This is a genomic window from Pseudomonas sp. GZD-209, from assembly GCF_049310485.1.
In the GTDB taxonomy this organism is placed as follows: Bacteria; Pseudomonadota; Gammaproteobacteria; order Pseudomonadales; family Pseudomonadaceae; genus Aquipseudomonas; species Aquipseudomonas sichuanensis.
On the sequence record NZ_JBMOWQ010000082.1, the window covers coordinates 1 to 24,613 of the forward strand.

Annotated in this window: 21 protein-coding genes; 17 read left to right on the top strand and 4 right to left on the bottom strand. The window is 62.6% G+C overall.

Annotated elements, in window-relative coordinates; genetic code table 11:
- Positions 1–70: 70 nt before the first annotated feature.
- From ACO6VM_RS10900 to ACO6VM_RS10915, 4 genes are all read right to left on the bottom strand, one after another.
- Positions 71–811, bottom strand: a complete 741-nt coding sequence (locus tag ACO6VM_RS10900; RefSeq protein ID WP_110992514.1) for a YciK family oxidoreductase — start codon at positions 809–811, stop codon at positions 71–73.
- 146 nt (positions 812–957) lie between these two features.
- Complete coding sequence (mupP, locus tag ACO6VM_RS10905; protein ID WP_390967685.1) at positions 958–1,629, bottom strand: N-acetylmuramic acid 6-phosphate phosphatase MupP; 672 nt, start codon at positions 1,627–1,629, stop codon at positions 958–960.
- Between the two features lie 2 nt (positions 1,630–1,631).
- The gene (gene ubiG, locus ACO6VM_RS10910; protein WP_110992516.1) at positions 1,632–2,330 is read right to left on the bottom strand and encodes a bifunctional 2-polyprenyl-6-hydroxyphenol methylase/3-demethylubiquinol 3-O-methyltransferase UbiG; all 699 of its coding nucleotides are present in this window, start codon (positions 2,328–2,330) and stop codon (positions 1,632–1,634) included.
- Between the two features lie 64 nt (positions 2,331–2,394).
- A complete protein-coding gene (locus ACO6VM_RS10915) occupies positions 2,395–3,720 on the bottom strand; it encodes a TRZ/ATZ family hydrolase (RefSeq protein WP_422403243.1) in 1,326 nt (441 codons plus the stop codon).
- 111 nt (positions 3,721–3,831) lie between these two features.
- Here ACO6VM_RS10915 and mtnA point away from each other — a divergent pair, with 111 nt between their 5' ends.
- From mtnA to ACO6VM_RS11000, 17 genes are all read left to right on the top strand, one after another.
- Positions 3,832–4,908 (top strand): S-methyl-5-thioribose-1-phosphate isomerase, encoded by a 1,077-nt coding sequence (gene mtnA, locus ACO6VM_RS10920; protein ID WP_401057716.1) that lies wholly within the window; start codon positions 3,832–3,834, stop codon positions 4,906–4,908.
- 270 nt (positions 4,909–5,178) lie between these two features.
- Positions 5,179–7,950: a DNA gyrase subunit A gene (gene gyrA, locus ACO6VM_RS10925; protein WP_390967688.1), complete on the top strand. Its 2,772-nt coding sequence runs from the start codon at positions 5,179–5,181 to the stop codon at positions 7,948–7,950.
- A gap of 231 nt (positions 7,951–8,181) precedes the next feature.
- On the top strand, positions 8,182–9,267 hold the full coding sequence (serC, locus tag ACO6VM_RS10930) for a 3-phosphoserine/phosphohydroxythreonine transaminase (RefSeq protein ID WP_390967689.1): 1,086 nt from the start codon (positions 8,182–8,184) through the stop codon (positions 9,265–9,267).
- A complete protein-coding gene (pheA, locus tag ACO6VM_RS10935; protein ID WP_125463104.1) occupies positions 9,267–10,361 on the top strand; it encodes a prephenate dehydratase in 1,095 nt (364 codons plus the stop codon). The genes serC and pheA overlap by 1 nt, the downstream gene beginning before the upstream one ends.
- A 132-nt stretch (positions 10,362–10,493) precedes the next feature.
- Positions 10,494–12,734 carry a bifunctional prephenate dehydrogenase/3-phosphoshikimate 1-carboxyvinyltransferase gene (locus ACO6VM_RS10940; RefSeq protein WP_422403244.1) on the top strand — a complete coding sequence of 747 codons (2,241 nt, stop codon included), beginning with the start codon at positions 10,494–10,496 and terminating at the stop codon, positions 12,732–12,734.
- The gene (cmk, locus tag ACO6VM_RS10945) at positions 12,731–13,417 is read left to right on the top strand and encodes a (d)CMP kinase (protein ID WP_110992523.1); all 687 of its coding nucleotides are present in this window, start codon (positions 12,731–12,733) and stop codon (positions 13,415–13,417) included. Before ACO6VM_RS10940 ends, cmk begins: the two co-directional genes overlap by 4 nt.
- A 123-nt stretch (positions 13,418–13,540) precedes the next feature.
- Entirely contained in the window at positions 13,541–15,217 is a 1,677-nt protein-coding gene (rpsA, locus tag ACO6VM_RS10950; RefSeq protein ID WP_110992524.1) for a 30S ribosomal protein S1, read from the top strand.
- A gap of 222 nt (positions 15,218–15,439) precedes the next feature.
- Complete coding sequence (gene ihfB, locus ACO6VM_RS10955; RefSeq protein WP_110992525.1) at positions 15,440–15,736, top strand: integration host factor subunit beta; 297 nt, start codon at positions 15,440–15,442, stop codon at positions 15,734–15,736.
- 17 nt (positions 15,737–15,753) lie between these two features.
- Positions 15,754–16,017, top strand: coding sequence for a lipopolysaccharide assembly protein LapA domain-containing protein (locus ACO6VM_RS10960; RefSeq protein WP_401057718.1), 264 nt, complete (start codon positions 15,754–15,756; stop codon positions 16,015–16,017).
- A 101-nt stretch (positions 16,018–16,118) separates the two neighbouring features.
- On the top strand, positions 16,119–17,567 hold the full coding sequence (locus ACO6VM_RS10965) for an MBL fold metallo-hydrolase RNA specificity domain-containing protein (protein ID WP_401057719.1): 1,449 nt from the start codon (positions 16,119–16,121) through the stop codon (positions 17,565–17,567).
- 312 nt (positions 17,568–17,879) lie between these two features.
- Positions 17,880–19,193: a UDP-N-acetyl-D-glucosamine 6-dehydrogenase gene (wbpA, locus tag ACO6VM_RS10970; RefSeq protein WP_347149055.1), complete on the top strand. Its 1,314-nt coding sequence runs from the start codon at positions 17,880–17,882 to the stop codon at positions 19,191–19,193.
- 16 nt (positions 19,194–19,209) lie between these two features.
- Entirely contained in the window at positions 19,210–20,160 is a 951-nt protein-coding gene (wbpB, locus tag ACO6VM_RS10975) for a UDP-N-acetyl-2-amino-2-deoxy-D-glucuronate oxidase (protein ID WP_347149056.1), read from the top strand.
- Between the two features lie 153 nt (positions 20,161–20,313).
- The gene (locus ACO6VM_RS10980; RefSeq protein WP_401057720.1) at positions 20,314–20,787 is read left to right on the top strand and encodes an acyltransferase family protein; all 474 of its coding nucleotides are present in this window, start codon (positions 20,314–20,316) and stop codon (positions 20,785–20,787) included.
- Positions 20,784–21,368, top strand: coding sequence for a UDP-2-acetamido-3-amino-2,3-dideoxy-D-glucuronate N-acetyltransferase (gene wbpD / locus ACO6VM_RS10985; protein ID WP_347149060.1), 585 nt, complete (start codon positions 20,784–20,786; stop codon positions 21,366–21,368). Before ACO6VM_RS10980 ends, wbpD begins: the two co-directional genes overlap by 4 nt.
- Complete coding sequence (locus tag ACO6VM_RS10990; protein WP_401057721.1) at positions 21,365–22,456, top strand: DegT/DnrJ/EryC1/StrS family aminotransferase; 1,092 nt, start codon at positions 21,365–21,367, stop codon at positions 22,454–22,456. The genes wbpD and ACO6VM_RS10990 overlap by 4 nt, the downstream gene beginning before the upstream one ends.
- A gap of 13 nt (positions 22,457–22,469) precedes the next feature.
- A complete protein-coding gene (locus ACO6VM_RS10995) occupies positions 22,470–23,444 on the top strand; it encodes an SDR family NAD(P)-dependent oxidoreductase (protein ID WP_401057722.1) in 975 nt (324 codons plus the stop codon).
- 5 nt (positions 23,445–23,449) lie between these two features.
- Positions 23,450–24,595: a DegT/DnrJ/EryC1/StrS family aminotransferase gene (locus tag ACO6VM_RS11000; protein WP_422403245.1), complete on the top strand. Its 1,146-nt coding sequence runs from the start codon at positions 23,450–23,452 to the stop codon at positions 24,593–24,595.
- Positions 24,596–24,613 lie beyond the last annotated feature (18 nt).

Consider the following 24,613-nt stretch of genomic DNA (forward strand, 5'->3'; position numbering starts at 1 on the left):
AAGGTGCGGAGAGACACTCCCCCCCCCGCGTTGTGTGGTTGGGGGGGGGTTCCCCCCCCCGCGAAGGGTTTTACTGCGCGTTCAGTGCTTGGCCGTTCACTTCCTTGCTATCCGGCCCCATCAGGTACAGATACACCGGCATGATCTCTTCGGGCAGCGGATTGTTCTGCGGGTTCTCGCTCGGGTAGGCCTGTGCCCGCATCGCCGTGCGCGTGGCGCCTGGGTTGATGCTGTTGGCGCGTACCGGCGCCACGCCTTCCAGCTCGTCGGCCAGGGTCTGCATCAGCCCTTCGGTGGCGAACTTCGACACGCCATAGGCGCCCCAGTAGGCCCGGCCTTTGCGCCCGACGCTGCTGGAGGTGAACACCACCGAGGCGTCGTCCGACAGCTTGAGCAGCGGCAGCAGGGTGCTGGTGAGCATGAAGGTGGCGTTGACGTTGATGTGCATCACCCGCATGAAGTTGTCGCCCGACAGCTGCTCCATCGGCGTGCGCGGGCCGATGATCGAGGCGTTGTTGAGCAGGCCGTCGAGGCGGCCGAACTGCTCCTCGATCATCACCGCCAGTTCGTCGTACTGGTGCGGCAGGGCGGTTTCCAGGTTGAACGGGATGACCGCTGGCTGCGGATGACCGGCGGCTTCGATCTGGTCGTAGACCTCGTTGAGGTTGGCTTCGGTCTTGCCCAGCAGCAGGACCGTGGCGCCCAGGGCGGCATAGGCCTTGGCGGCGGCGGCGCCGATGCCGCGACCGGCGCCGGTGACCAGGATGATCCGGCCTTTGAGCAGGTCGGGGCGGGCGGTGTAGTCGAACATGTGATTTGTCCTTCGGGTTCGGTGATGCGACACAGTCCCTGTGGGAGCGGGTTTACCCGCGAACCCCGGCATAGCCGGGGCCTTGCACCGCGGTGGATTCTTCGCGGGTAAACCCGCTCCCACAGACAGGCGCTGTCAAACGGAAATCAGCAGCCGCAGAGCGCGCTGTCGATCACCTTGCGCAGCTCCAGCGGGTGGTCCACCACCACGTCGGCGCCCCAGTTGTTGGGGTTGTCCTGTGGATGAATATAGCCATAGCGCACGGCGGCGGTGCGGGTGCCAGCATCGCGGCCAGACTCGATATCGCGCAGGTCGTCGCCGACGAACAGCACGCTGGCCGGGTCCAGGTTAAGTGTCTTGCAGGCGAGGATCATCGGCTCCGGGTCGGGCTTGCTGTTCTTCACGTGCTCGGGGCAGATCAGCAGCGCCGAGCGCTCGGCCAGGCCCAGGCGCTGCATGATCGGCTCGGCGAAACGCACCGGCTTGTTGGTGACCACGCCCCACAGCAGGTTGCCGCGCTCGATGTCGGCTAAAAGCTCGGCCATGCCGTCGAACAGCTTGCTGTGCACCGCGCAGTCGCGCTGGTAGCGCTCGAGGAACTCCTGACGCAGGGCCTCGAAGCCATCGGCGTCCGGGTCCATGGCGAAGGTTGCGGCAACCATGGCGCGGGCGCCGCCGGAAATCTCGTCGCGGATGCGCGCGTCGTCGATGGCCGGCAGGCCGCGCTCGGCGAGCATCGCCTGGCAGATGGCGATGAAGTCTGGCGCGGTGTCCAGCAGGGTGCCATCCATGTCGAAGAGTACTGCTCGCAGGCGCATGCTCATTCCTCGCGCAGGGTCTGGATCATGTAGTTGACGTCGACATCGTTGTTCAGCTTGTAGTGTTTGGTCAGCGGGTTGTAGGTGAGGCCGATGATGTCCTTCACTTCCAGGCCGGCAGCACGGCTCCAGGCACCCAGCTCGGAGGGGCGGATGAACTTCTTGAAGTCGTGGGTGCCGCGCGGCAGCATCTTGAGGATGTACTCGGCGCCGACGATGGCCAGCAGGTAGGCCTTGGGGTTGCGGTTGATGGTCGAGAAGAACACCTGGCCACCGGGCTTGACCATGCGGTAGCAGGCGCGGATCACCGAGGACGGGTCAGGCACATGCTCGAGCATTTCAAGGCAGGTGACCACGTCGAACTGCTGGGGCATTTCCTCGGCCAGGGCTTCGGCGGTGATCTGCCGGTATTCGACTTCGACGCCGGACTCCAGCTGGTGCAACTGGGCCACCGCCAGCGGTGCCTCGCCCATGTCGATGCCGGTGACGGTGGCGCCGCGCTGGGCCATCGCTTCACTGAGGATGCCGCCGCCGCAGCCGACGTCGAGCACTTTCTTGCCGGCCAGGCTGACCCGCTCGTCGATCCAGTTGACGCGCAACGGGTTGATGTCGTGCAGGGGCTTGAACTCGCTTTCGCGGTCCCACCAGCGGTGGGCCAGGGCTTCGAACTTGGCGATTTCGGCGTGGTCGACGTTGCTCATCTGAACAGTCCTCTGAAACTTCGATAAAGAGTGTCACGGGGCGGCAGCCGTGGCTGCCGGCCAGTCATTCGTTGTGCCCGCCGATGCGGGCTCCCCAGGCGCGAGCCGTGGCGGCCAGGGCCTGCTCGTCCATCCGCGTCAGGCGGCGGTCCTGCACCAGGGGGTGGCCAGCGACCCAGACGTCCTTGACGCAGTCGCGGCCGGTGGCGTAGATCAGTTGCGAAACCGGGTCGTGCACGGGTTGCTGGGCCAGGCCGGACAGGTCGAACACGGCCAGGTCGGCGGCCTTGCCCGGCTCCAGTGAGCCGGTCACGTCCTCAAGGCCAAGCGCCCGGGCGCCATTGAGCGTGGCCATGCGCAGTGCCCGGTGGGCATCCAGGGCGGTGGCGCTGCCGGCGACGGCCTTGGCCAGCAGGGCGGCGGTGCGGGTTTCGCCGAGCAGATCCAGGTCGTTGTTGCTGGCCGCGCCATCGGTACCGACGGCCACGTTCACGCCGGCCTGCCACAAGCGCTCCACCGGGCAGAAGCCGCTGGCCAGCTTGAGGTTGGATTCCGGGCAGTGGACCACGCTGGTGTTGCTTTCTACCAGCAGCGCCAAGTCTTCGTCGCTGACCTGGGTCATGTGCACCGCCTGCAGGTTGGGGCCGAGCAGGCCCAGGCGAGCAAGGCGCGCCAGCGGGCGCTCGCCGGTGTCGTTGAGCGCCTGCTCGACTTCGCTGGCGGTCTCGTGGATGTGCATGTGCAGCGGCGCGTCGAGCTGGTCGGCGATGATGCGGATTTTTTCCAGGTTCTGGTCACTGACCGTGTAGGGCGCGTGCGGGCCGAGGGCGATGCTGATGCGCGGGTGGTGACGCAGGTCGCCGAACAGCTCGATGGCCAGTTGCAGGCCTTCTTCCGGGGTGCGTGCACCAGGGATCGGGAAGTCCAGCAGGGGCACGGCGATCTGTGCGCGGATGCCACTGCGGTGCACGCGGTCACAGGCTTCGCGGGGGAAGAAATACATGTCGGCGAAGCAGGTGATGCCGCCCTTGAGCTGCTCGGCGATGGCCAGGTCGGTGCCGTCGCGCACGAATGCTTCGTCGACCCAGCGCCCCTCCGCCGGCCAGATGTGCTCCTGGAGCCAGGTCATCAATGGCAGGTCGTCGGCCAGCCCGCGGAACAGGCTCATGGCGGCGTGGCCGTGGGCGTTGACCAGCCCGGGGCTGAGCAGGCAGTCGGGCAGCTCGCGCACCTCGTATGCCCGGGGTGCCCGCTCGCGCGGCCCGAGCCAGGCGATCAGGCCGTCGCGAATACCCAGCGCGTGCCCCGTCAGTACCACCCCTGCCGGCTCCACGGGCACCAGCCATTGCGGTACGAGCAGCAGGTCGAGAGGGGGAGTGGCGGTGGGCATGCGCGGCATATACCTGGGTCGGTTCGGCGAAACGCGCAGTATACCCGAGCGTCCGGGGCTGAGGGTCGCTATAATCGCCGGCTTTTGATGCCAGGGCGACGGGGAGAGGCGATGCGCGAGCAACTTTTGGCGGCGGAGACGGTGACGGGCATCCAGTGGCGCGACGGCGCGTTGCACCTGCTCGACCAGCGCCTGCTGCCGCTCGAGCAGCATTGGCTGACCTGCACCGACGTTGCGGCGGTGGTCGAGGCGATCGGCGACATGGCCGTGCGCGGCGCTTCGGCGATCGGCATCTGCGCCGCCTACGGGCTGGTGCTGGCGTTGCGTCAGCGGCTGGCGGAAGGCGACGGCTGGGAAGAGGCCCTGGAAGAAGACTTCATGATGCTGGGCGAGTCGCGCCCGACGCCGGCCAACCTGTTCTGGGCGCTTAACCGAATGCGTGAACGCCTGCAGCGCCTTCGCCCCGAAGAGGACGTGCTGGCGGCGTTGGAGGCCGAGGCGGTCGCCATCCATGAAAGCGATCGGGAGGCCAACCTGACCATGGCCCAGTTCGGTGTCGAGCAGATCCGCAAGCACCAGGGCAGCGAGCAGGTGCTGCTGACTCATGGCAATGCCGGGGCGCTGGCCAGCGGTGGTTTCGGTACCGCGCTGGGGGTGATCCGGGCCGCGGCGCTGGAAGGCATGGTCGAGCGGGTCTACGCCTGTGAGTCGCGCCCGTGGTTGCAGGGCTCGCGCCTGACGGCCTGGGAGCTGGCCGCCGATGGCGTGCCGGTGACTGTGGTCGCCGATTCTGCCGCCGGGCACCTGATGAAGGTCAAGGGCATCACCTGGGTGGTGGTCGGTGCCGACTGTATCGCCGCCAATGGCGACGTGGCGGCGAAGATCGGCACCTATCAGATGGCGGTAACGGCGATGCACCATGGTTTGCGCTTCATGGTGGTGGCACCGAGCACCAGCATCGACCTGAACCTGGCCACGGGCGAAGACATCCCGCTGGAAGTGCGCGGTGAAGAAGAGCTGCTGGAGGTGGAAGGCATCCAGGTGACGGCCGATGTCGAGGCCTACAACCCGGTGGTGGATGTCACGCCGGCCGACCTGATCGATGTGATTGTTACCGAAAGAGGCGTGGTCGAGCGCCCGGATACCGCGAAAATCGCCCAGCTGATGTGCCGCAAACGCCTGCATTGAGAGGGTTTCGGTGGCTTTGCCCTCTCCAAATGGATGGGGCTGTTGCGGGGCGCGGCGGCATCCTGCCATATCTCCCATGCGCCCAGCCTTTGTGGTAACATCCGGCAGTTTCCAAGGCCGCTCGTTGAGGCGGCCTTCATTGCGCAGATCCATGGCACAACTCATTGATTTGTCGTATGTCGTCGCACCCCTATGCGCTGCGGCGGCGAGCTTCGTTCGTCCTTCGAGGGATCAGGCGAAGTTTCACCAGAAAAAGGAATCAGGCTTCTCATGGGCGAACTGGCCAAAGAAATCCTCCCGGTCAATATCGAAGACGAACTGAGACAGTCTTACCTCGACTACGCGATGAGCGTGATTGTCGGGCGAGCGCTGCCCGATGCGCGTGACGGCTTGAAGCCCGTGCATCGTCGCGTTCTGTATGCGATGAGCGAACTGGGCAACGACTGGAACAAGCCGTACAAGAAATCCGCCCGTGTGGTCGGTGACGTGATCGGTAAGTACCACCCCCACGGCGACACTGCCGTGTACGACACCATCGTGCGCATGGCGCAGCCGTTCTCGCTGCGCTACCTGCTGGTCGATGGCCAGGGCAACTTCGGTTCGGTGGACGGCGACAACGCCGCGGCCATGCGATACACCGAAGTGCGCATGTCCAAGCTGGCCCACGAGCTGCTGGCCGACCTGCACAAAGAGACCGTCGACTGGGTGCCCAACTACGACGGCACCGAGCAGATCCCGGCGGTCATGCCGACCCGTATCCCCAACCTGCTGGTCAACGGTTCCAGCGGTATCGCCGTGGGCATGGCCACCAACATTCCGCCGCACAACCTGGGCGAAGTGATCGATGGCTGCCTGGCACTGATCGACAACTCCGATATCACGGTCGATGAGCTGATGCAGTTCATCCCGGGCCCGGACTTCCCGACGGCCGGCCAGATCAACGGTCGCCAGGGCATCATCGAGGCCTATCGCACCGGCCGTGGCCGCATTTATATGCGCGCCCGCTCCGAGATCGAAGACATCGACAAGGTCGGTGGTCGCCAGCAGATCGTCATCACCGAGCTGCCTTACCAGCTGAACAAGGCGCGTCTGATCGAAAAGATCGCCGAGCTGGTGAAAGAGAAGAAGATCGAAGGCATCACCGAGCTGCGCGACGAGTCCGACAAGGACGGCATGCGCATCGTCATCGAGCTGCGTCGCGGCGAGGTGCCGGAAGTGGTGCTCAACAACCTCTACCAGCAGACCCAGCTGCAGAGCGTGTTCGGCATCAACATCGTTGCCCTGATCGACGGTCGCCCGCGCCTGCTCAACCTCAAGGACCTGCTCGAAGCCTTCGTTCGCCACCGCCGCGAAGTGGTGACCCGGCGTACCGTGTTCGAGCTGCGCAAGGCCCGCGAGCGTGGCCATATCCTTGAAGGCCAGGCTGTCGCACTGTCCAACATCGACCCGGTCATCGCCCTGATCAAGGCTTCGCCGACGCCTTCCGAGGCCAAGGAAGCACTGGTTGCCATGGCCTGGGAATCCAGCGCCGTGCAGGTGATGGTCGAGCGCGCCGGTGCCGAGTCGTGCCGCCCGGAAGACCTGCCGGAGCAATACGGCCTGCGCGAAGGCAAGTACTACCTGTCGCCGGAACAGGCCCAGGCCATTCTCGACCTGCGCCTGCACCGCCTGACTGGCCTGGAGCACGAGAAGCTGCTGGCCGAGTACCAGGAGATTCTCGAGCAGATCGGCGAGCTGATCCGCATCCTCAGCAGCGCCGAGCGCCTGATGGAAGTGATCCGCGAAGAGCTCGAAGCGATTCGCGCCGAGTACGGCGATGCCCGCCGCACCGAAATCCTCAATGCCAGCCACGACCTCAACTACGGCGACATGATCCCGGAAGAAGAGCGCGTGGTGACCATCTCCCACGGTGGTTATGCCAAGACCCAGCCGCTGTCCGCCTACCAGGCCCAGCGCCGTGGTGGCAAGGGCAAGTCGGCTACCGGCGTCAAGGATGAGGACTACGTCGAGCACCTGCTGGTCGCCAACAGCCACGCCACCCTGTTGCTGTTCTCCAGCAAGGGCAAGGTGTACTGGAAGAAAACCTACGAAATCCCAGAGGCTTCCCGCGCCGCTCGCGGTCGTCCGCTGGTCAACCTGCTGCCGCTGGAAGAAGGTGAGCGCATCACCGCCATGCTGCAAATCGACCTGGAGGCGCTGCAGCAGCACGCAGACCCTGAGGAAGAGCTGGAGGACAGCGATGACAGCGTGATCGAAGGCGAGCTGGTAGAAGCCGAGGAGATCGACGAGGAAGACGGCGACACGCCAGAGTGGGTTGCCGAAGCGACAGGCGCCTACATCTTCATGGCCACCGCCTCCGGTACCGTCAAGAAGACCCCGCTGGTGCAGTTCGCCCGTCCGCGTTCCAATGGCCTGATCGCCCTGAAGCTCAAAGAGGGTGACACCCTGATCGCCGCGGCCATCACCGACGGCGCCAAGGAAGTCATGATGTTCTCGGACGCCGGCAAGGTGATCCGTTTCGCCGAGAGCGTCGTGCGTGAAATGGGCCGTACCGCCCGTGGCGTGCGTGGCATGAAGCTGGGCAAAGGGCAGCAGATCATCTCGATGCTGATCCCTGAGTCCGGCGCACAGATCCTCACCGCCTCCGAGCGTGGCTTCGGCAAGCGTACCCCGCTGTCCAAGTTCCCGCGTCGCGGCCGTGGTGGCCAGGGCGTGATCGCCATGGGTACCAAGGGGCGCAACGGCCTGCTGGTCGGCGCTATCCAGGTGCAGGAAGGCGAAGAGATCATGCTGATCTCCGACCAGGGCACACTGGTGCGCACGCGGGTTGGCGAGGTGTCCAGCCTGAGCCGTAACACCCAGGGTGTGACGCTGATCAAGCTGGCTGCCGACGAGACGCTGGTGGGCCTGGAGCGTATCCAGGAGCCGTCCGAGGACGAACTCGATGATGTAATCGAGACGGACGAGGAGGGCGCACCGCTCGACGCGGTGGATGCCGCTGACGAGGACAGCGCCGGCGCTGAAGAGGCGCCGCAAGAGTAAGCAAGTGCAACAACCCGAACGGGGCGACCAAGGTCGCCCCGTTTGACTGATTAGCGTCGGCAGCGTCCTGAAGGGCGGTGCAATACCCTGTGGGAGCGGGTTTACCCGCGAAGGCGTCGCCGCGGTGCAAGCCCCGGCCATGCCGGGGTTCGCGGGTGAACCCGCTCCCACAGGGTTCTGTGCAGTATCGAAGATTGCAGATTTGTACTATTTGGCAGAGCGAGAGTGGATGTGAGCAAACGAGCCTTTAACTTCTGCGCAGGCCCTGCCGCGCTTCCTGATGCCGTCCTGCAGCGTGCCCAGGCAGAAATGCTGGACTGGCGCGGCAAGGGTCTGTCGGTGATGGAAATGAGCCATCGCAGCGACGACTACGTGGCCATCGCCGAGAAGGCCGAGCAGGACCTGCGTGACCTGCTGTCCGTCCCCTCCAACTACAAGGTGCTGTTCCTGCAGGGTGGCGCCAGCCAGCAGTTCGCCGAGATCCCGCTGAACCTGCTGCCGGAAAATGGCACTGCGGACTATGTCGAGACCGGTATCTGGTCGAAAAAGGCCATCGAGGAAGCGCGTCGTTTCGGCAACGTCAATGTCGCCGCCAGCGCCAAACCCTACGACTACCTGGCCATCCCGGGCCAGAACGAGTGGCAGCTGAGCAAGAACGCCGCCTACCTGCACTACGCCTCCAACGAGACTATCGGTGGCCTGCAGTTCGACTGGGTGCCCGAGGCCGGTGACGTGCCGCTGGTGGTCGACATGTCCTCCGACATCCTCTCGCGCCCGATCGATGTGTCGCAGTTCGGCCTGATCTACGCCGGCGCGCAGAAGAACATCGGTCCGAGCGGCCTGGTGGTGGTAATCGTGCGTGAAGACCTGTTGGGGCGTGCCCGCAGCAGCTGCCCGACCATGCTCGACTACAAGGTTTCGGCCGACAACGGTTCGATGTACAACACCCCGGCCACCTATTCCTGGTACCTCTCGGGCCTGGTGTTCGAGTGGCTCAAGGAGCAGGGCGGCGTCGAGGCCATGGAGCAGCGTAACCGGGCGAAGAAGGACCGTCTCTACGGTTTCATCGACGCCAGCGAGTTCTACACCAACCCGATCAGCGTCAATGCCCGTTCGTGGATGAACGTACCGTTCCGCCTGGCCGACGAGCGTCTGGACAAGGCTTTCCTGGCCGGCGCCGACGCCCGTGGCTTGCTGAACCTCAAAGGCCACCGCTCGGTTGGCGGCATGCGCGCCTCGATCTACAACGCCCTGGGCCTGGAAGCGGTCGAGGCGCTGGTGGGTTACATGGCTGAATTCGAGAAGGAGCACGGCTGATGTCCGAACAGGAACTCAAGGCCCTGCGCGTACGCATCGACAGCCTCGACGAGAAGATCCTCGAGCTGATCAGCGACCGCGCGCGCTGCGCCGAAGAAGTGGCGCGGGTCAAGACCGCCTCGCTGGCCGAAGGCGAGAAGCCGGTGTTCTATCGCCCTGAGCGCGAAGCTGCCGTGCTCAAGCGCGTGATGGAGCGCAACAAGGGTCCGCTGGGCAACGAAGAGATGGCGCGGTTGTTCCGCGAGATCATGTCGTCGTGCCTGGCGCTTGAAGAGCCGTTGAAGATTGCCTACCTCGGCCCCGAAGGGACCTTCACCCAGGCCGCGGCCATGAAGCACTTCGGCCATGCCGTGGTCAGTCGCCCGATGGCGGCCATCGACGAAGTGTTCCGCGAAGTGGCGGCCGGTGCCGTCAACTTCGGCGTGGTGCCGGTGGAGAACTCCACCGAGGGTGCGGTCAGCCATACCCTGGACAGCTTCCTCGAGCACGACATGGTGATCTGCGGTGAGGTCGAGCTGCGCATCCACCATCACCTGCTGGTGGGCGAGAACACCAAGACCGACAGCATCACCCGCATCTACTCCCACGCCCAGTCGCTGGCCCAGTGCCGCAAGTGGCTGGACGCGCATTACCCGAATGTCGAGCGCGTCGCGGTTTCGAGCAACGCCGAGGCAGCCAAGCGGGTCAAGGGTGAGTGGAACTCGGCGGCGATCGCCGGCGACATGGCGGCGAACCTGTATGGCCTGACCCGCCTGGCCGAGAAGATCGAGGATCGCCCGGACAACTCCACGCGCTTCCTGATGATCGGTAACCAGGAAGTGCCGCCGACCGGTGACGACAAGACGTCGATCATCGTTTCCATGAGCAACAAGCCGGGCGCCCTGCACGAGCTGCTGGTGCCCTTCCATGAGAACGGCATCGACCTGACGCGCATCGAGACCCGTCCTTCGCGCAGCGGCAAGTGGACTTACGTGTTCTTCATCGACTTCGTCGGCCATCACCGCGATCCGCTGATCAAGGCGGTGCTCGAGCAGATCAGCCAGGAGGCTGTGGCGCTGAAGGTGTTGGGTTCTTATCCGAAAGCGGTGCTCTGAGGGTTGCTTGAGCGCCCATCGCGGGGCAAGTCGCATCGGCGCACCGCCGCTCCCACGCTTCAGGAGTGGGAGCGGGCTTGCCCCGCGATGGGCCTCACAGACTGTCTTGATTTCTGAACAGGGTTCGCACTCGTGGTAGATGCCGTAACAAATAAATCCACCCCGCTCATCGGTCGCCTGGTCGTCGTCGGCCTCGGCCTGATCGGCGGCTCTTTCGCCAAAGGCCTGCGCGAGAGCGGCCTGTGCCGCGAAGTGGTCGGTGTCGATCTGGATGCCGAATCGCGCAAGCAGGCGGTGGTGCTGGGTGTGGTCGACCGCTGTGAGGCAGACCTGGCTGCGGCCTGTGTCGGTGCCGACGTGATCCAGCTGGCCGTGCCGATCCTGGCGATGGAGAAGGTTCTGGCGCGTCTGGCGCAGCTCGACCTTGGCGATGCGGTCATCACCGATGTCGGCAGCGCCAAGGGCAATGTGGTGCGCGCCGCCCGTGAGGCCTTCGCCGCAGGCCTGTCGCGCTTTGTCCCGGGCCACCCGATCGCCGGTTCCGAGCAGAGCGGGGTGGAGGCTTCCAATGCCGCGCTGTTCCGCCGGCACAAGGTCATTCTCACGCCATTGGCTGAAACCGACCCGGCTGCCCTGGCCCTGGTCGATCGGCTGTGGCGCGCGCTGGACGCCGATGTCGAGCACATGCCGGTGGAGCGCCACGACGAAGTGCTGGCTGCCACCAGTCACCTGCCACACCTGCTGGCATTCGGCCTGGTCGACTCGCTGGCCAAGCGCAATGAAAACCTGGACATCTTCCGGTACGCTGCGGGGGGCTTCCGCGATTTCACGAGAATCGCCGGCAGCGACCCGATCATGTGGCATGACATCTTCCTCGCCAACCGGGAAGCGGTCCTGCGTACTCTCGATACATTTCGCAGCGACCTCGACGCCTTGCGCGACGCGGTCGATGCTGGAGACGGGCACCAACTGCTGGGTGTGTTCACCCGCGCCCGGGTTGCCCGCGAGCATTTCAGTAAAATCCTTGCCCGCCGGGCCTATGTGGACGCTATGAACGCCAACGACCTGATTTTCCTGGCCCAACCTGGTGGCCGCGTATCCGGACGGATTCGCGTACCGGGCGACAAATCGATTTCCCACCGTTCGATCATGCTCGGCTCCCTGGCCGAAGGCACCACCGAAGTCGAAGGCTTCCTCGAAGGTGAAGATGCGCTTGCCACTTTGCAGGCGTTCCGTGACATGGGTGTGGTCATCGAGGGCCCGCAACATGGCCGCGTGACCATTCACGGTGTCGGGCTGCACGGCCTGAAGCCGCCGCCTGGCCCGCTCTATGTCGGTAACTCCGGCACCTCGATGCGCCTGCTCTCGGGCCTGCTGGCCGGCCAGCCGTTCGACGTGACCATGACCGGCGACGCTTCGCTGTCCAAGCGCCCGATGAATCGCGTGGCCAACCCGCTGCGCGAAATGGGCGCAGTGGTGGAAACCGGCCCGGAAGGGCGTCCGCCGCTGACCATCCGTGGTGGCGCCAAGCTCAAAGCCCTGACCTACACGCTGCCGATGGCCAGTGCCCAGGTTAAGTCCTGCCTGCTGCTGGCGGGTCTGTACGCCGAAGGCACCACCACCGTCACCGAACCGGCCCCGACCCGTGACCACACCGAGCGCATGCTGCGTGGCTTCGGCTACTCGGTTGCTTCGAATGGCCCGGTGGCCTCGCTGCAGTCCGGCGGCAAGCTCACCGCGACCCGTATCGAAGTGCCGGCGGACATCTCTTCCGCAGCGTTCTTCCTGGTGGCTGCTTCGATCGCCGAAGGTTCCGAGCTGGTCCTGGAGCATGTCGGCATCAACCCGACCCGTACCGGCGTGATCGACATCCTGCGCCTGATGGGCGGCGACATCACCCTGGAGAACCAGCGTGAAGTCGGCGGCGAGCCGGTGGCCGACCTGCGTGTGCGTGGCGCCAAGCTCAAGGGCATCGACATCCCTGAAGAGCTGGTGCCGCTGGCCATCGACGAGTTCCCGGTGCTGTTCGTCGCTGCCGCCTGCGCCGAAGGGCGTACCGTGCTGCGCGGTGCCGAAGAGCTGCGGGTCAAGGAATCGGATCGCATCCAGGTGATGGCCGACGGCCTGATCACCCTGGGCGTGAAGTGCGAGCCTACCCCTGACGGCATCATCATCGATGGCGGCCAGATCGGCGGCGGTGAAGTGCACGGTCACGGTGACCACCGTATCGCCATGGCTTTCAGCATCGCATCGTTGCGCGCCACTGCACCGATCGTCATTCATGACTGCGCCAACGTCGCCACGTCGTTCCCCAACTTCCTGGCACTGTGCAAGGAAGTCGGTATTCGCGTCGCAGAAGAGGGCAAGTCGTGAATTCGCAAGCGCCGGTCATCACCATCGACGGGCCAAGCGGCTCGGGCAAGGGTACGGTCGCAGGGCTGCTGGCCCGTGAGCTGGGCTGGCGTCTGCTCGACTCCGGCGCGTTGTATCGCCTGCTGGCATTCAATGCCAGCAACCACGGTGTCGACCTGACCAACGAAGAGCTGCTCAAGGCCCTGGCGGCCCATCTGGACGTGCAGTTCATCGCCGCCGAGCCTGGCAAGCTGCAGCAGATCATTCTCGAGGGTGAGGATGTCAGCAACGTCATCCGCACCGAAACGGTTGGTGCCGGCGCCTCGATGGTCGCCTCGCTGCCGGCGGTGCGTGAGGCGCTGCTGCAGCGCCAGCGCGCTTTCCGTGAAGCGCCCGGGCTGATCGCCGATGGCCGTGACATGGGTACGGTGGTGTTCCCGGACGCGCCGTTGAAGGTGTTCCTCACCGCCAGTGCCGAGGAGCGTGCCCGTCGCCGTTACCTGCAGTTGAAGGGCAAGGGCGAAGATGTTAGTCTGTCGAGTCTGCTAGATGAGATCCGTGCGCGTGATGAGCGCGACACCCAGCGCGCAGTGGCCCCGCTCAAACCGGCGGCCGATGCGATCCAGCTGGATTCCACGGAGTTGTCCATCGAGCAGGTGCTGCAACGCATCAGAAGCGAGCTCGCCCTGCGCGACTTGGTCTGATGGAGAGGAGAGCGGGCAGGGGCACCAGTCAACGTCCTGTCAGCACTTCTTAACTTAACGAAACCCACATTGTCTGGAATGTGGCTATGGGCGTTTTTTTCGCCCGAATCTACAGGAATTAAAATGAGCGAAAGCTTTGCAGAACTCTTTGAAGAAAGCCTGAAAACCCTCAATCTTCAGCCGGGTGCCATCATCACCGGTATCGTTGTCGACATCGACGGCGACTGGGTTACCGTACACGCTGGCCTGAAGTCCGAGGGTGTCATCCCGCTCGAGCAGTTCTACAACGAAGCTGGCGAACTGACCATCAAGGTCGGTGACGAAGTTCACGTTGCGCTGGACGCGGTCGAAGACGGCTTCGGCGAAACCAAGCTGTCCCGTGAAAAAGCCAAGCGCGCTGAGTGCTGGATTGTTCTGGAAGCTGCTTTCGCTGCTGAAGAAGTGGTCAAGGGCGTTATCAACGGTAAGGTTAAAGGCGGCTTCACTGTCGACGTTAACGGCATCCGTGCGTTCCTGCCGGGCTCCCTGGTTGATGTCCGCCCAGTGCGCGACACCACCCACCTCGAAGGCAAAGAGCTGGAATTCAAGGTCATCAAGCTGGACCAGAAGCGCAACAACGTTGTCGTTTCCCGTCGCAGCGTCCTGGAAGCCGAAAACAGCGCCGAGCGCGAAGCTCTGCTGGAATCGCTGCAGGAAGGCCAGCAGGTCAAAGGTATCGTCAAGAACCTCACCGACTACGGTGCGTTCGTTGACCTGGGCGGCGTCGATGGTCTGCTGCACATCACCGACATGGCCTGGAAGCGTATCAAGCACCCGTCCGAGATCGTCAACGTTGGCGACGAGATCGACGTCAAGGTCCTGAAGTACGATCGTGAGCGCAACCGCGTTTCGCTGGGTCTGAAGCAACTGGGTGAAGATCCATGGGTTGCTATCAAAGCCCGTTACCCAGAGAGCACTCGCGTGACTGCTCGCGTTACCAACCTGACCGACTACGGCTGCTTCGCTGAGCTGGAAGAAGGCGTTGAAGGTCTGGTACACGTTTCCGAAATGGACTGGACCAACAAGAACATCCACCCGTCGAAAGTCGTTCAGGTTGGCGACGAAGTGGAAGTCATGGTTCTGGACATCGACGAAGAGCGTCGTCGTATTTCCCTGGGCATCAAGCAGTGCAAGTCCAACCCATGGGAAGACTTCTCCGGCCAGTTCAACAAGGGTGACAAGATCACCGGTACCATCAAGTCGATCACCGACTTCGGTATCTTCATCGGTCTGGACGGCGGCATCGACGGTCTGGTTCACCTGTCCGACATCTCCTGGAACGAAGCTGGCGAAGAAGCCGTGCGTCGCTTCAAGAAGGGCGACGAGCTGGAAACCGTCATCCTGTCGGTTGACCCAGAGCGCGAGCGCATCTCCCTGGGCATCAAGCAGCTGGAAGACGATCCGTTCTCCAACTTCGTTTCGATCAACGACAAGGGCGCTATCGTCAAAGGTATCGTCAAGGAAGTTGACGCCAAGGGCGCTATCGTGACCCTGGCCGACGACATCGAAGCTACTCTGAAGGCTTCCGAAATCAGCCGTGACCGCGTTGAAGACGCTCGTAACGTGCTGAAGGAAGGCGAAGAGATCGAAGCCAAGATCATCAGCGTCGACCGCAAGTCCCGCGTCATCAGCCTGTCCATCAAGTCGAAGGACGATGCTGAAGAGCGCGAAGCCATCCAGAGCCTGAAAAACGCTCCGGAAGCGGCTGCCGATACCACCATGGCTGCGCTGCTGCGCGAAGCAATGGCCAAGCAGAACTGAGTTCTGTTTGATCGGTAAGAAAAAGGGCGACTTCGGTCGCCCTTTTTCATGCCTGCAGTTCAGCTGCTGCCGCCCTGGGTTATCGGTAATCGCCGTTCAGGTGGGTTGTAGCCTTATCTTGAATTTTTTCTTTTAGTCAAGAACTACCCTGTTCAAATCTGCCGGAGCGTGCTACAAACTGATTAAGCAATGATCTAGCTGCTTGATAACGAAGGGAAAAATATGACGAAGTCGGAGCTGATCGAACGTATTGTCACCCATCAGGGGCTGCTCTCGTCCAAGGACGTCGAGTTGGCCATCAAGACCATGCTTGAACAGATGTCGCAGTGCCTGGCGACCGGGGATCGCATCGAGATTCGCGGCTTCGGCAGTTTCTCTTTGCACTACCGCGCTCCGCGGGTAGGCCGCAACCCCAAGACCGGCCAGTCGGTCAGCCTCGAAGGCAAATTCGTGCCGCACTTCAAACCGGGCAAAGAGCTGCGGGATCGCGTCAATGAAGACGAGCACGAACCTATCTGAATGCAGGGAGCACTTTGATGCGTAACCTCAAGCGCGCCTTGCTGGTGCTTTTCATGCTGCTGCTTGCGGCCTTGGTGGTGTTTTTCGTGCTGGAGAATCAGCAGTCGGTAGCCCTGGTGTTGTTCGGCTGGTCGGCGCCGGCGATGCCGGTTGCGGTGCTGGTGCTGGCTGCTCTGGTGGTCGGGCTGGCGGTGGGGCCGTTGCTCGGGGCCTACGGTCTGATGCGCGGCAAGCGAAAGATCCGTGCATCTGTACGCAGGGAAATGCTTTCCGATAGCTGAGACTTATCTCACAGCAGGCGTCGTGTTCGTGTTCTTTGTGGCGTGTTGAAGGAGTGGATTAATGGGTCACTTCTTCCATGGCTGCCGAAGGACCCAGCACAATGCACTTTCCCTCGATCTCCCATCATGGCGGTACCCGCGGGGTAACCGGCTCCTGTCATCGGCTTCATCTCGATCCTGTCACCAGCCTGCTGATTGATTGTGGGCTGGAGCAAGGGTTGGAAGTCGCGCCTGGGGTGCGTACCGCCACGCTCGGCTTCGATGTCTCCGGCATCCAGGCCTTGATCGTCACCCATGTCCATCTTGATCACGTCGGTCGCATACCTGCCCTTTTTGCAGCAGGCTTTCGTGGTCCCATCTTTTGCAGTGAGCCATCGGCCAGGTTGTTACCGATCGTCCTGGAGGACGCGTACAGGCTTGGGGTCAGCAATGAACCCGGGCAGGTGGCTCGGTACTTGGCATTTTTGGAGCAGCATATCGTCCCGGTGCCGTTCGAGCGTTGGCAGGTGGTCGTCGAGCGTCCGGCTCTGTGTTGCAGTATCCGGCTTCAGCGGGCAGGGCATCTGCTTGGCTCGGCGTATATCGAGTGCGAGGTGGAGCTGGATGGTAGCAGTACTCGGGTGGTCTTCTCGGGTGATCTGGGGACCTGCGGCAATCCATTGTTGCGTCCGTTGCTGCCGCCAGAGCGCGCCGATGTGCTGGTGCTGGAAAGCACCTATGGCGATCGCCTGCATCCGGATCGCAGTGGGCGGCGTCAGCAGCTGGAAGCGGCTATTGATCGCGCCTTGATTGATCAGGGTACGATCCTGATCCCTGCGTTCAGTCTTGGCAGGACTCAGGAGTTGCTCTATGAGCTGGAGGATTTACTCCATCACAAGAATCTGTTGAACAAGCCGGCCGACGAGGCCGCTGGTGACTTCCCTGGCTGGTCCCATCTGCCTGTGATTCTCGATTCTCCCCAGGCTCAGCGGGTTACCCGCGTGTACAGGGAATTGCATCAATTCTGGCGTTCCGAGGCCAGGGAGCGCTTGGTTCAGGGGCGTGATCCGCTGGGGTTTCGCCAGCTCATCACAGTCGATACCCATGCCCGGCATCAGCAGGTCGTCAACTACCTCAAGAGCACCGGTCGCCCAGCCATCGTGATTGCGGGCAATGGCATGTGTTCGGGTGGGCGGATTGTCAATTACCTCAAGGCCATGCTTGGGGATGCGCGCCATGAGGTCATGTTTGTCGGGTATCAGGCCAAAGGTACGCCAGGGGCGGTAATCCAGGCCAGTGAGGGGGCTGAGGGCTTCGTTTCGATCGACCTGGATGGGCGGTTGTACGAAATTCGCGCCAAGGTAGTGACCTTGGCTGGGTACTCCGGGCATGCGGATCAGGGGGAGTTGGTGCGGTTTGCCATGGGGCGTGGCGATCCGGCCAGGCGCGTGGTGCTCGTGCACGGAGAGGCTGGTGCCAAGCGCGCCTTGTTGCGAGCCTTGAGCGCGCGTCATGGGGAGGTTGGGTGTGCGGTGGAGGTCGTGGTTGCGCAGAGTGATCAGGAACAATAATGGCCATTTGCCTCCGGTTTTTCGGGGGCAGCCCAACCAGCCGATTATCGGCAGTGCATTTTCAGAAGCCATCCCGGCTCAGAACGGGCATAATGCGCCGTTTCCGTCTTGGGTTGTCGAGGTTGCCGAGTTGACCTTGCGGCCTTGAGGGGACTGTAAAGGCGATGCTACAGCCTGAGAAGTTTGTGCATTCCGGCGCGTAGGCCGATGGCGATACCGACCGCGGCGAGCAATAAGTTCATCGACAGTGCCAGGCAAGTGCCTGGCACTGCATACACCGTATTAGTGTTAGAGAAGGGGAGTTTCATCGATATGTCGGTTATCAAGCAGGCGAGCATCGCCAAATTCAAGGGCAAGGATGCGCTGATAGGGATTGTCGGGCTGGGTTACGTAGGCCTGCCCTTGATGCTGCGCTACAACGCTATTGGCTATCGTGTGCTGGGTATCGATATCGATGAAGGCAAGGTTGCCAGCCTGAATGCGGGTAAGAGCTATATCGAGCATATCCCTGCCCAGAGCATCGCTGCCGCTCGAAACAGTGGTTTTGAAGCCACTACCGACTTCAAACGTGTGGCCGAGTGTGACGCCCTGATCCTCTGCGTGCCGACGCCGCTGAACAAGTACCGCGAACCCGACATGAGCTTCGTCATCAACACGACCGAAGCGATCAAGCCGTACCTGCGTGCCGGCCAGGTCGTGTCGCTGGAGAGCACCACCTATCCAGGCACTACCGAAGAAGAGCTGTTGCCGCGTGTTCAGGAAGGTGGCCTGGTCGTGGGCGAAAGCATCTTCCTGGTCTACTCGCCCGAGCGCGAAGATCCGGGTAACCCGAACTTCGAAACCCGTACCATTCCCAAGGTGATCGGTGGCCACACGCCAGCGTGCCTGGAAGTAGGTATCGCCATGTACGAGCAGGCCATCGACCAGGTCGTACCGGTCAGCTCGACCAAAGCTGCGGAAATGACCAAGCTGCTGGAAAACATCCACCGTGCGGTCAACATCGGCCTGGTCAACGAAATGAAGGTCGTCGCTGACCGCATGGGCATCGACATCTTCGAAGTGGTCGATGCTGCGGCAACCAAGCCGTTCGGCTTCACCGCCTACTATCCAGGCCCTGGCCTGGGCGGCCACTGCATTCCGATCGACCCCTTCTACCTGACCTGGAAAGCACGTGAGTACGGCCTGCACACGCGCTTCATCGAGCTGTCGGGTGAGGTCAACCAGGCCATGCCTGAGTATGTCGTCAGCAAGCTGATGGACGGCCTGAACAACAAGGCCAAGGCGCTCAACGGCAGCAAGGTGCTGGTGCTGGGTATCGCCTACAAGAAGAACGTCGATGACATGCGTGAGTCGCCGTCCGTCGAGATCATGGAGCTGCTGGAAGCCAAGGGTTGCCAGGTAGCCTACAGCGATCCGCACGTGCCGGTGTTCCCGAAGATGCGCGAACATCATTTCGACCTTTCCAGCGTCGCGCTGACCGCAGAAAATCTGGCGGCCTTCGACGCAGTGGTATTGGCTACCGACCACGACAAGTTCGATTACGAACTGATCCGTCAGCATGCCAAGTTGGTCGTCGATAGCCGCGGTAAATACCGTGCACCAGAAGCCCATATCATCAAAGCCTGATGACAGGAGTGTTGCAGTGAAACGTTTTGCCCTCATTGGTGCTGCTGGCTATATCGCGCCACGCCACATGCGTGCCATCAAGGACACCGGCAACGAGCTGGTGTCGGCGTACGATATCAACGACTCGGTCGGTATCATCGATAGCCTGTCGCCACAGAGCGAATTCTTCACCGAGTTCGAGCGCTTCAGCGAGCATGCCTGGCGGCTCAAGCGCGATCCTGCCACGGCACTGGACTACGTGGCCGTGTGCTCGCCCAACTACCTGCACCATGCACATATCGCTGCAGGCCTGCGCCTGGGCTGTGATGTGATTTGCGAGAAGCCGCTGGTGCCGACGCCAGAAGTTCTGGATGAACTGGCACAGGTAGAGCGGGAAACCGGTAAGCGTGTCTACAACATCCTGCAGCTTCGCCACCACCAGGCCATTCTCGACCTCAAGGAAAAAGTCGCCCGCGAACAGCGTGACGGCAAGTACGACGTCGAACTGACCTACATCACCTCCCGTGGCAAGTGGTACATGGAGAGCTGGAAAGGCGACCCGCGCAAGTCCTACGGCGTTGCCACCAACATCGGCGTGCACTTCTACGACATGCTGCACTTCATCTTCGGCAAGCTGCAGCGCAACGTGGTGCACTTTGCCAACGACTTCAAGGCTGCCGGTTACCTGGAGTACGAGAAGGCACGTGTGCGCTGGTTCCTGTCGATCGATGCCAATGACCTTCCCGAGTCGGTCAAGGGCAAGAAGCCGACCTACCGTTCCATCACCGTGGACGGTGACGAAATGGAGTTCTCCGAAGGCTTCACCGATCTGCACACCACCAGCTACCAGGAAATCCTGGCGGGCCGTGGTTATGGCATCGAAGATGCCCGCCACTGCGTGGAAACGGTGAACACGATTCGCTCGGCTGCAATCGAGGCGCCGAAGGATCAGGAAGGTCATCCATTCGTTCACGCGCTGCTGCGCTGATCGATGAGTGAAGGGTGGCCGGCATTGGCCACCCGATTCCAGAGACGTTCCTCTACAGGGCCGTGAGTCAACGTGTCAAACGCAAAACCGACAATGCCAGGCGCCAGCTTCCCAGGGCGCGCGCAGAACAGCATCAGACTGGATATCCAGGGCTTGCGCGCGTTCGCTGTTCTGGCTGTTCTGGTCTGTTGCACCGATGCGGCGTGGTTGAAGGCAGGCCTCGTCGGTGTTTGCGTGTTTTTCGTCATTTTGGGTTTCTTCATCACTGCGTTGTTGAGCGAACGCGGTGAAAACGTCGAGCCTGGCGCCTTCCATGCCAGCCGAATCAAGCGGATCTTGCCCGCTTACCTGGCCATGTTGCTGGTTGTCTGCGGTGTGACGGCGATGCCGTTGCTGCCTGCTGACGCGACGATCAGGCGGATTGCGAACAGCGTGCCGGGTGTGACGTTCATCGACATGTCCGCCGCCGAGCTGTTCAAACAGGCCCCTTACTATCAAGGTGCCTTGATATACCTGGACAATCACTACCTCAACCCGTTGGGCGCACGCGAGTACGGCCATGTTGCGGCAGGCCAGTTCAGGCAGGTTTTCAACCCGTTAATTGCAAACAAGAGCTCTGAGCCATGAACCATTATCAGCATGCCACTGCCATCGTGGATGAGGGCGCGCAGATCGGTAAGGATTCCCGCGTCTGGCATTTTGTCCACGTTTGCGGCGGGGCCAGGATCGGTGCCGGTGTTTCCCTGGGCCAGAACGTGTTCGTGGGCAACAAGGTGGTGATCGGCGATCATTGCAAGATCCAGAACAATGTCTCGGTCTATGACAACGTCACGCTTGAAGAAGGCGTGTTCTGTGGCCCGAGCATGGTCTTTACCAATGTCTACAACCCGCGCTCGCTGATCGAACGCAAGAGCGAGTACCGCAATACGCTGGTGCGCAAAGGGGCCACGCTGGGTGCCAACTGCACCATCGTCTGCGGTGTGACCATTGGCGAATACGCCTTCGTCGGCGCTGGTGCGGTGATCAACAAGGACGTGCCGGCCTATGCCCTGATGGTGGGTGTGCCGGCTCGTCAGATCGGCTGGATGAGCGAGTATGGCGAACAGCTGGAACTGCCCCTCGAAGGCCAGGGGCGCGCGGTGTGCGAGCACAGCGGCGCGAACTACGTATTGAATGGCAAGGTGCTCGCCAAGGAGAGCGAACAATGATCGAGTTCATCGATTTGAAGGCCCAGCAGGCCATCATCAAAGACAAGATCGACGCCGGTATCCAGCGCGTCCTGTCACACGGCCAGTACATCCTCGGCCCTGAAGTGGCCGAGCTGGAAGAGCGCCTGGCCGCGTTCGTCGGCAGCAAGCACTGCATCAGCTGCGCCAACGGTACCGATGCCTTGCAGATCGTCCAGATGGCGTTCGGCATCGGCCCGGGTGACGAGGTCATCACACCTGGCTTCACCTACATCGCGACTGCGGAAACCGTTGCGTTGCTGGGCGCCAAGCCGGTCTACGTGGATGTCGACCCACGCACCTACAACCTCGACCCGGCGAAGCTGGAAGCGGCCATCACGCCCCGTACCAAGGCGATCATCCCGGTTTCCCTGTATGGCCAGTGCGCCGACTACGATGCGATCAATGCCATTGCCGCCAAGCACGGCATTCCGGTCATCGAGGATGCCGCACAGAGCTTTGGTGCCAGCTACAATGGCAAGCGCTCGTGCAACCTGACCACCGTCGCCTGCACCAGCTTCTTCCCGAGCAAGCCCCTGGGCTGCTACGGCGACGGCGGTGCCATCTTCACCAATGACGACGAACTGGCCAAGGTGCTGCGACAGATCGCCCGGCATGGCCAGGACCGCCGCTATCACCACATTCGTGTTGGCGTGAACAGCCGTCTGGACACCCTTCAGGCGGCGATTCTGCTGCCCAAGCTGGAAATCTTCGAAGCCGAGCTGCAACAGCGCCAGCAGGTCGCCGAGCGCTATGCGCATCTGCTCGAGCAGCAGGGGATTGCCGCGCCATTCATCGCCGAAGGCAACACCTGTGCATGGGCCCAGTACACCGTACAGGTCGAAGCGCGCGACAGCGTCCAGGAGCAGCTCAAGCAGGCCGGCGTACCAACGGCCGTGCACTATCCGATCCCGCTCAACCAGCAGCCGGCGGTCAAGGACGAGCAGGCCAGCCTGCCCGTTGGTGATGCGATCGCCCGCAAGGTCATGAGCCTGCCGATGCATCCTTATCTTACCGAGACCGACCAGCAAGCCATCTGCGCTGCACTGGCGGCCGCCACCCGTATTTAAAGGAGTACACCCCGTGAAAGTCCAAGGTTCCAAGATCCTCGTCATCGGCGGCGCCGGTTTCATCGGCAGCTTCGTGGTTTCCGAGCTGCTCAAGGAAGGCGCCGAACAGGTCGTCATCTACGACAACCTCGCCCGTGGCAAGCTCAGCAATGTCGCCGAGCAGCTGAAAGACCCGCGTTGCACCATGTACCCGCACGGCGGCGACATCCGTGAGATCGACCTGCTCAACGATGCCATGAAAGGCATGGACGGGGTCATCCACCTGGCCGCGATGTGGCTGCTGCACTGCAAGGACTTCCCGCGCACCGCGTTCCACGTGAACATCGAAGGCACCTTCAACGTGCTCGAAGCCTGCGTGAACAACAACATCAAGCGCCTGGTCTACTCCTCGTCGGCTTCGGTGTACGGCGACGCCGTACAGGTACCGATGACCGAAGACCATCCGTTCAACAACCGCAACTTCTACGGCGCCACCAAGATCGCCGGCGAAGCCATGTGCCATGCCTACCATGACCGCTTCGGCCTGAGCTATGTCGGCCTGCGCTACATGAACGTCTACGGCCCGCACCAGGACCAGACCGCCGCCTACACCGGCGTAATCCCGATCATGCTGAACAAGATCGATGCCAACGAAGGCCCTGTCATCAATGGCGACGGCACCCAGGCCTACGATTTCATCTACGTCGAGGACGTCGCCCGCTGCAACGTCAAGGCGCTGGAATCCGAAGTCACCGACCAGTTCTACAACGTCGGCACCGGCGTGCAGACCAGCATCAAGGAACTGTGCGACACCATCCTCGACCTCAAGGAGTCCGAGCTGGTGGTGCAGTACCGTCCGTACAGCGCCGACGACGCCCGCCGCATGGTGCAGAACCGTATCGGCTGCCCGAAGAAGGCCATCGCCGACCTGGGCTTCACCTACCAGTACGAGCTGCGTGAAGGCCTGCAGAAACTGATCGACTGGCGTGCCGAGAACGGGGCGGAGTGATTCTGATGGAAAAGCGCAATATCGCAATCTCGCTGCCATGCACGGGTGAAGAAGAGTGGCAGGCCACCCGCGAGCCGCTGATGAGCGGCTGGCTGACCCAGGGCCCTAAAGTCGCCGCCTTCGAAAAGGCCTTCGCCGAGCGCCATCAGGTGCCGCATGCCCTGGCAGTGACCTCGTGCACCACCGGCCTGCACCTTGCGCTGGCCGGCCTGGGCATCGGCCCTGGCGATGAGGTGATCGTTCCGGCCTTCACCTGGGTGGCCACCGCCAACGTCGTCCTGTACTGCGGTGCTACGCCGGTATTCATCGACGTCGACCCGCAGACCTTCAACCTCGACCTCGAGCAGATCAAGGCCAAGGTCAGCGACAAGACCCGCGCGGTGATTGCCGTGCATCTGTTCGGCCGTTGCCTGGACATCGATACCCTGCGCGCCGCGCTGCCGCCGTCGGTGGCCATCGTCGAAGACGCCGCCTGCGCCGCAGGTGCCAGCTGGAAAGGGCGTCCTGCCGGTAGCCTGGGTGATGTCGCCGCATTCTCGTTCCACCCGCGCAAGTCGGTCACCACGGGCGAGGGCGGCATGGTCACCACCGCCAACGCCGAACTGGCCGAACAGATGAACCAGTTGCGCAACCACGGTGCGTCGCTCTCTGAAGAGCAGCGTCACCATGGCCCGCGCCCGTACCTGCTGCCAGAGTTCAACCTGCTCGGCTTCAACTACCGCATGACCGACCTGCAAGGTGCGGTCGGCCTGGTGCAGCTGGCCAAGCTCGACGGCTTCATCGATGAGCGTGAGCAGTGGGCCCAGTACTACTGCGAGCAGCTGTCGGGCATCGACTGGCTGCGTCTGCCGACCGTCCCGGAAGGCGGGCGTCACGGCTGGCAGGCGTTCGTGCTGTATGTCGACCCGGCCAAGGCGCCAATGCCGCGCAACGAGATGATGGAGATCCTCCAGGCCAAGGGTATCGCTACCCGCCCGGGCACCCACGCGGTGCACATGCTGGCTTACTATCGTGACCGTTTCGACCTCAAGCCGGAAGACTTCCCGGCGGCGCGTGACTGCAACGATCACAGCATGGCGATTCCGCTGCACAACCGGATGGTTGCGGAAGACTATGCCTACGTGGTCGAGGCGATTCGCCAATTGGGCTGACGGTCAGGCAGGTCCCCG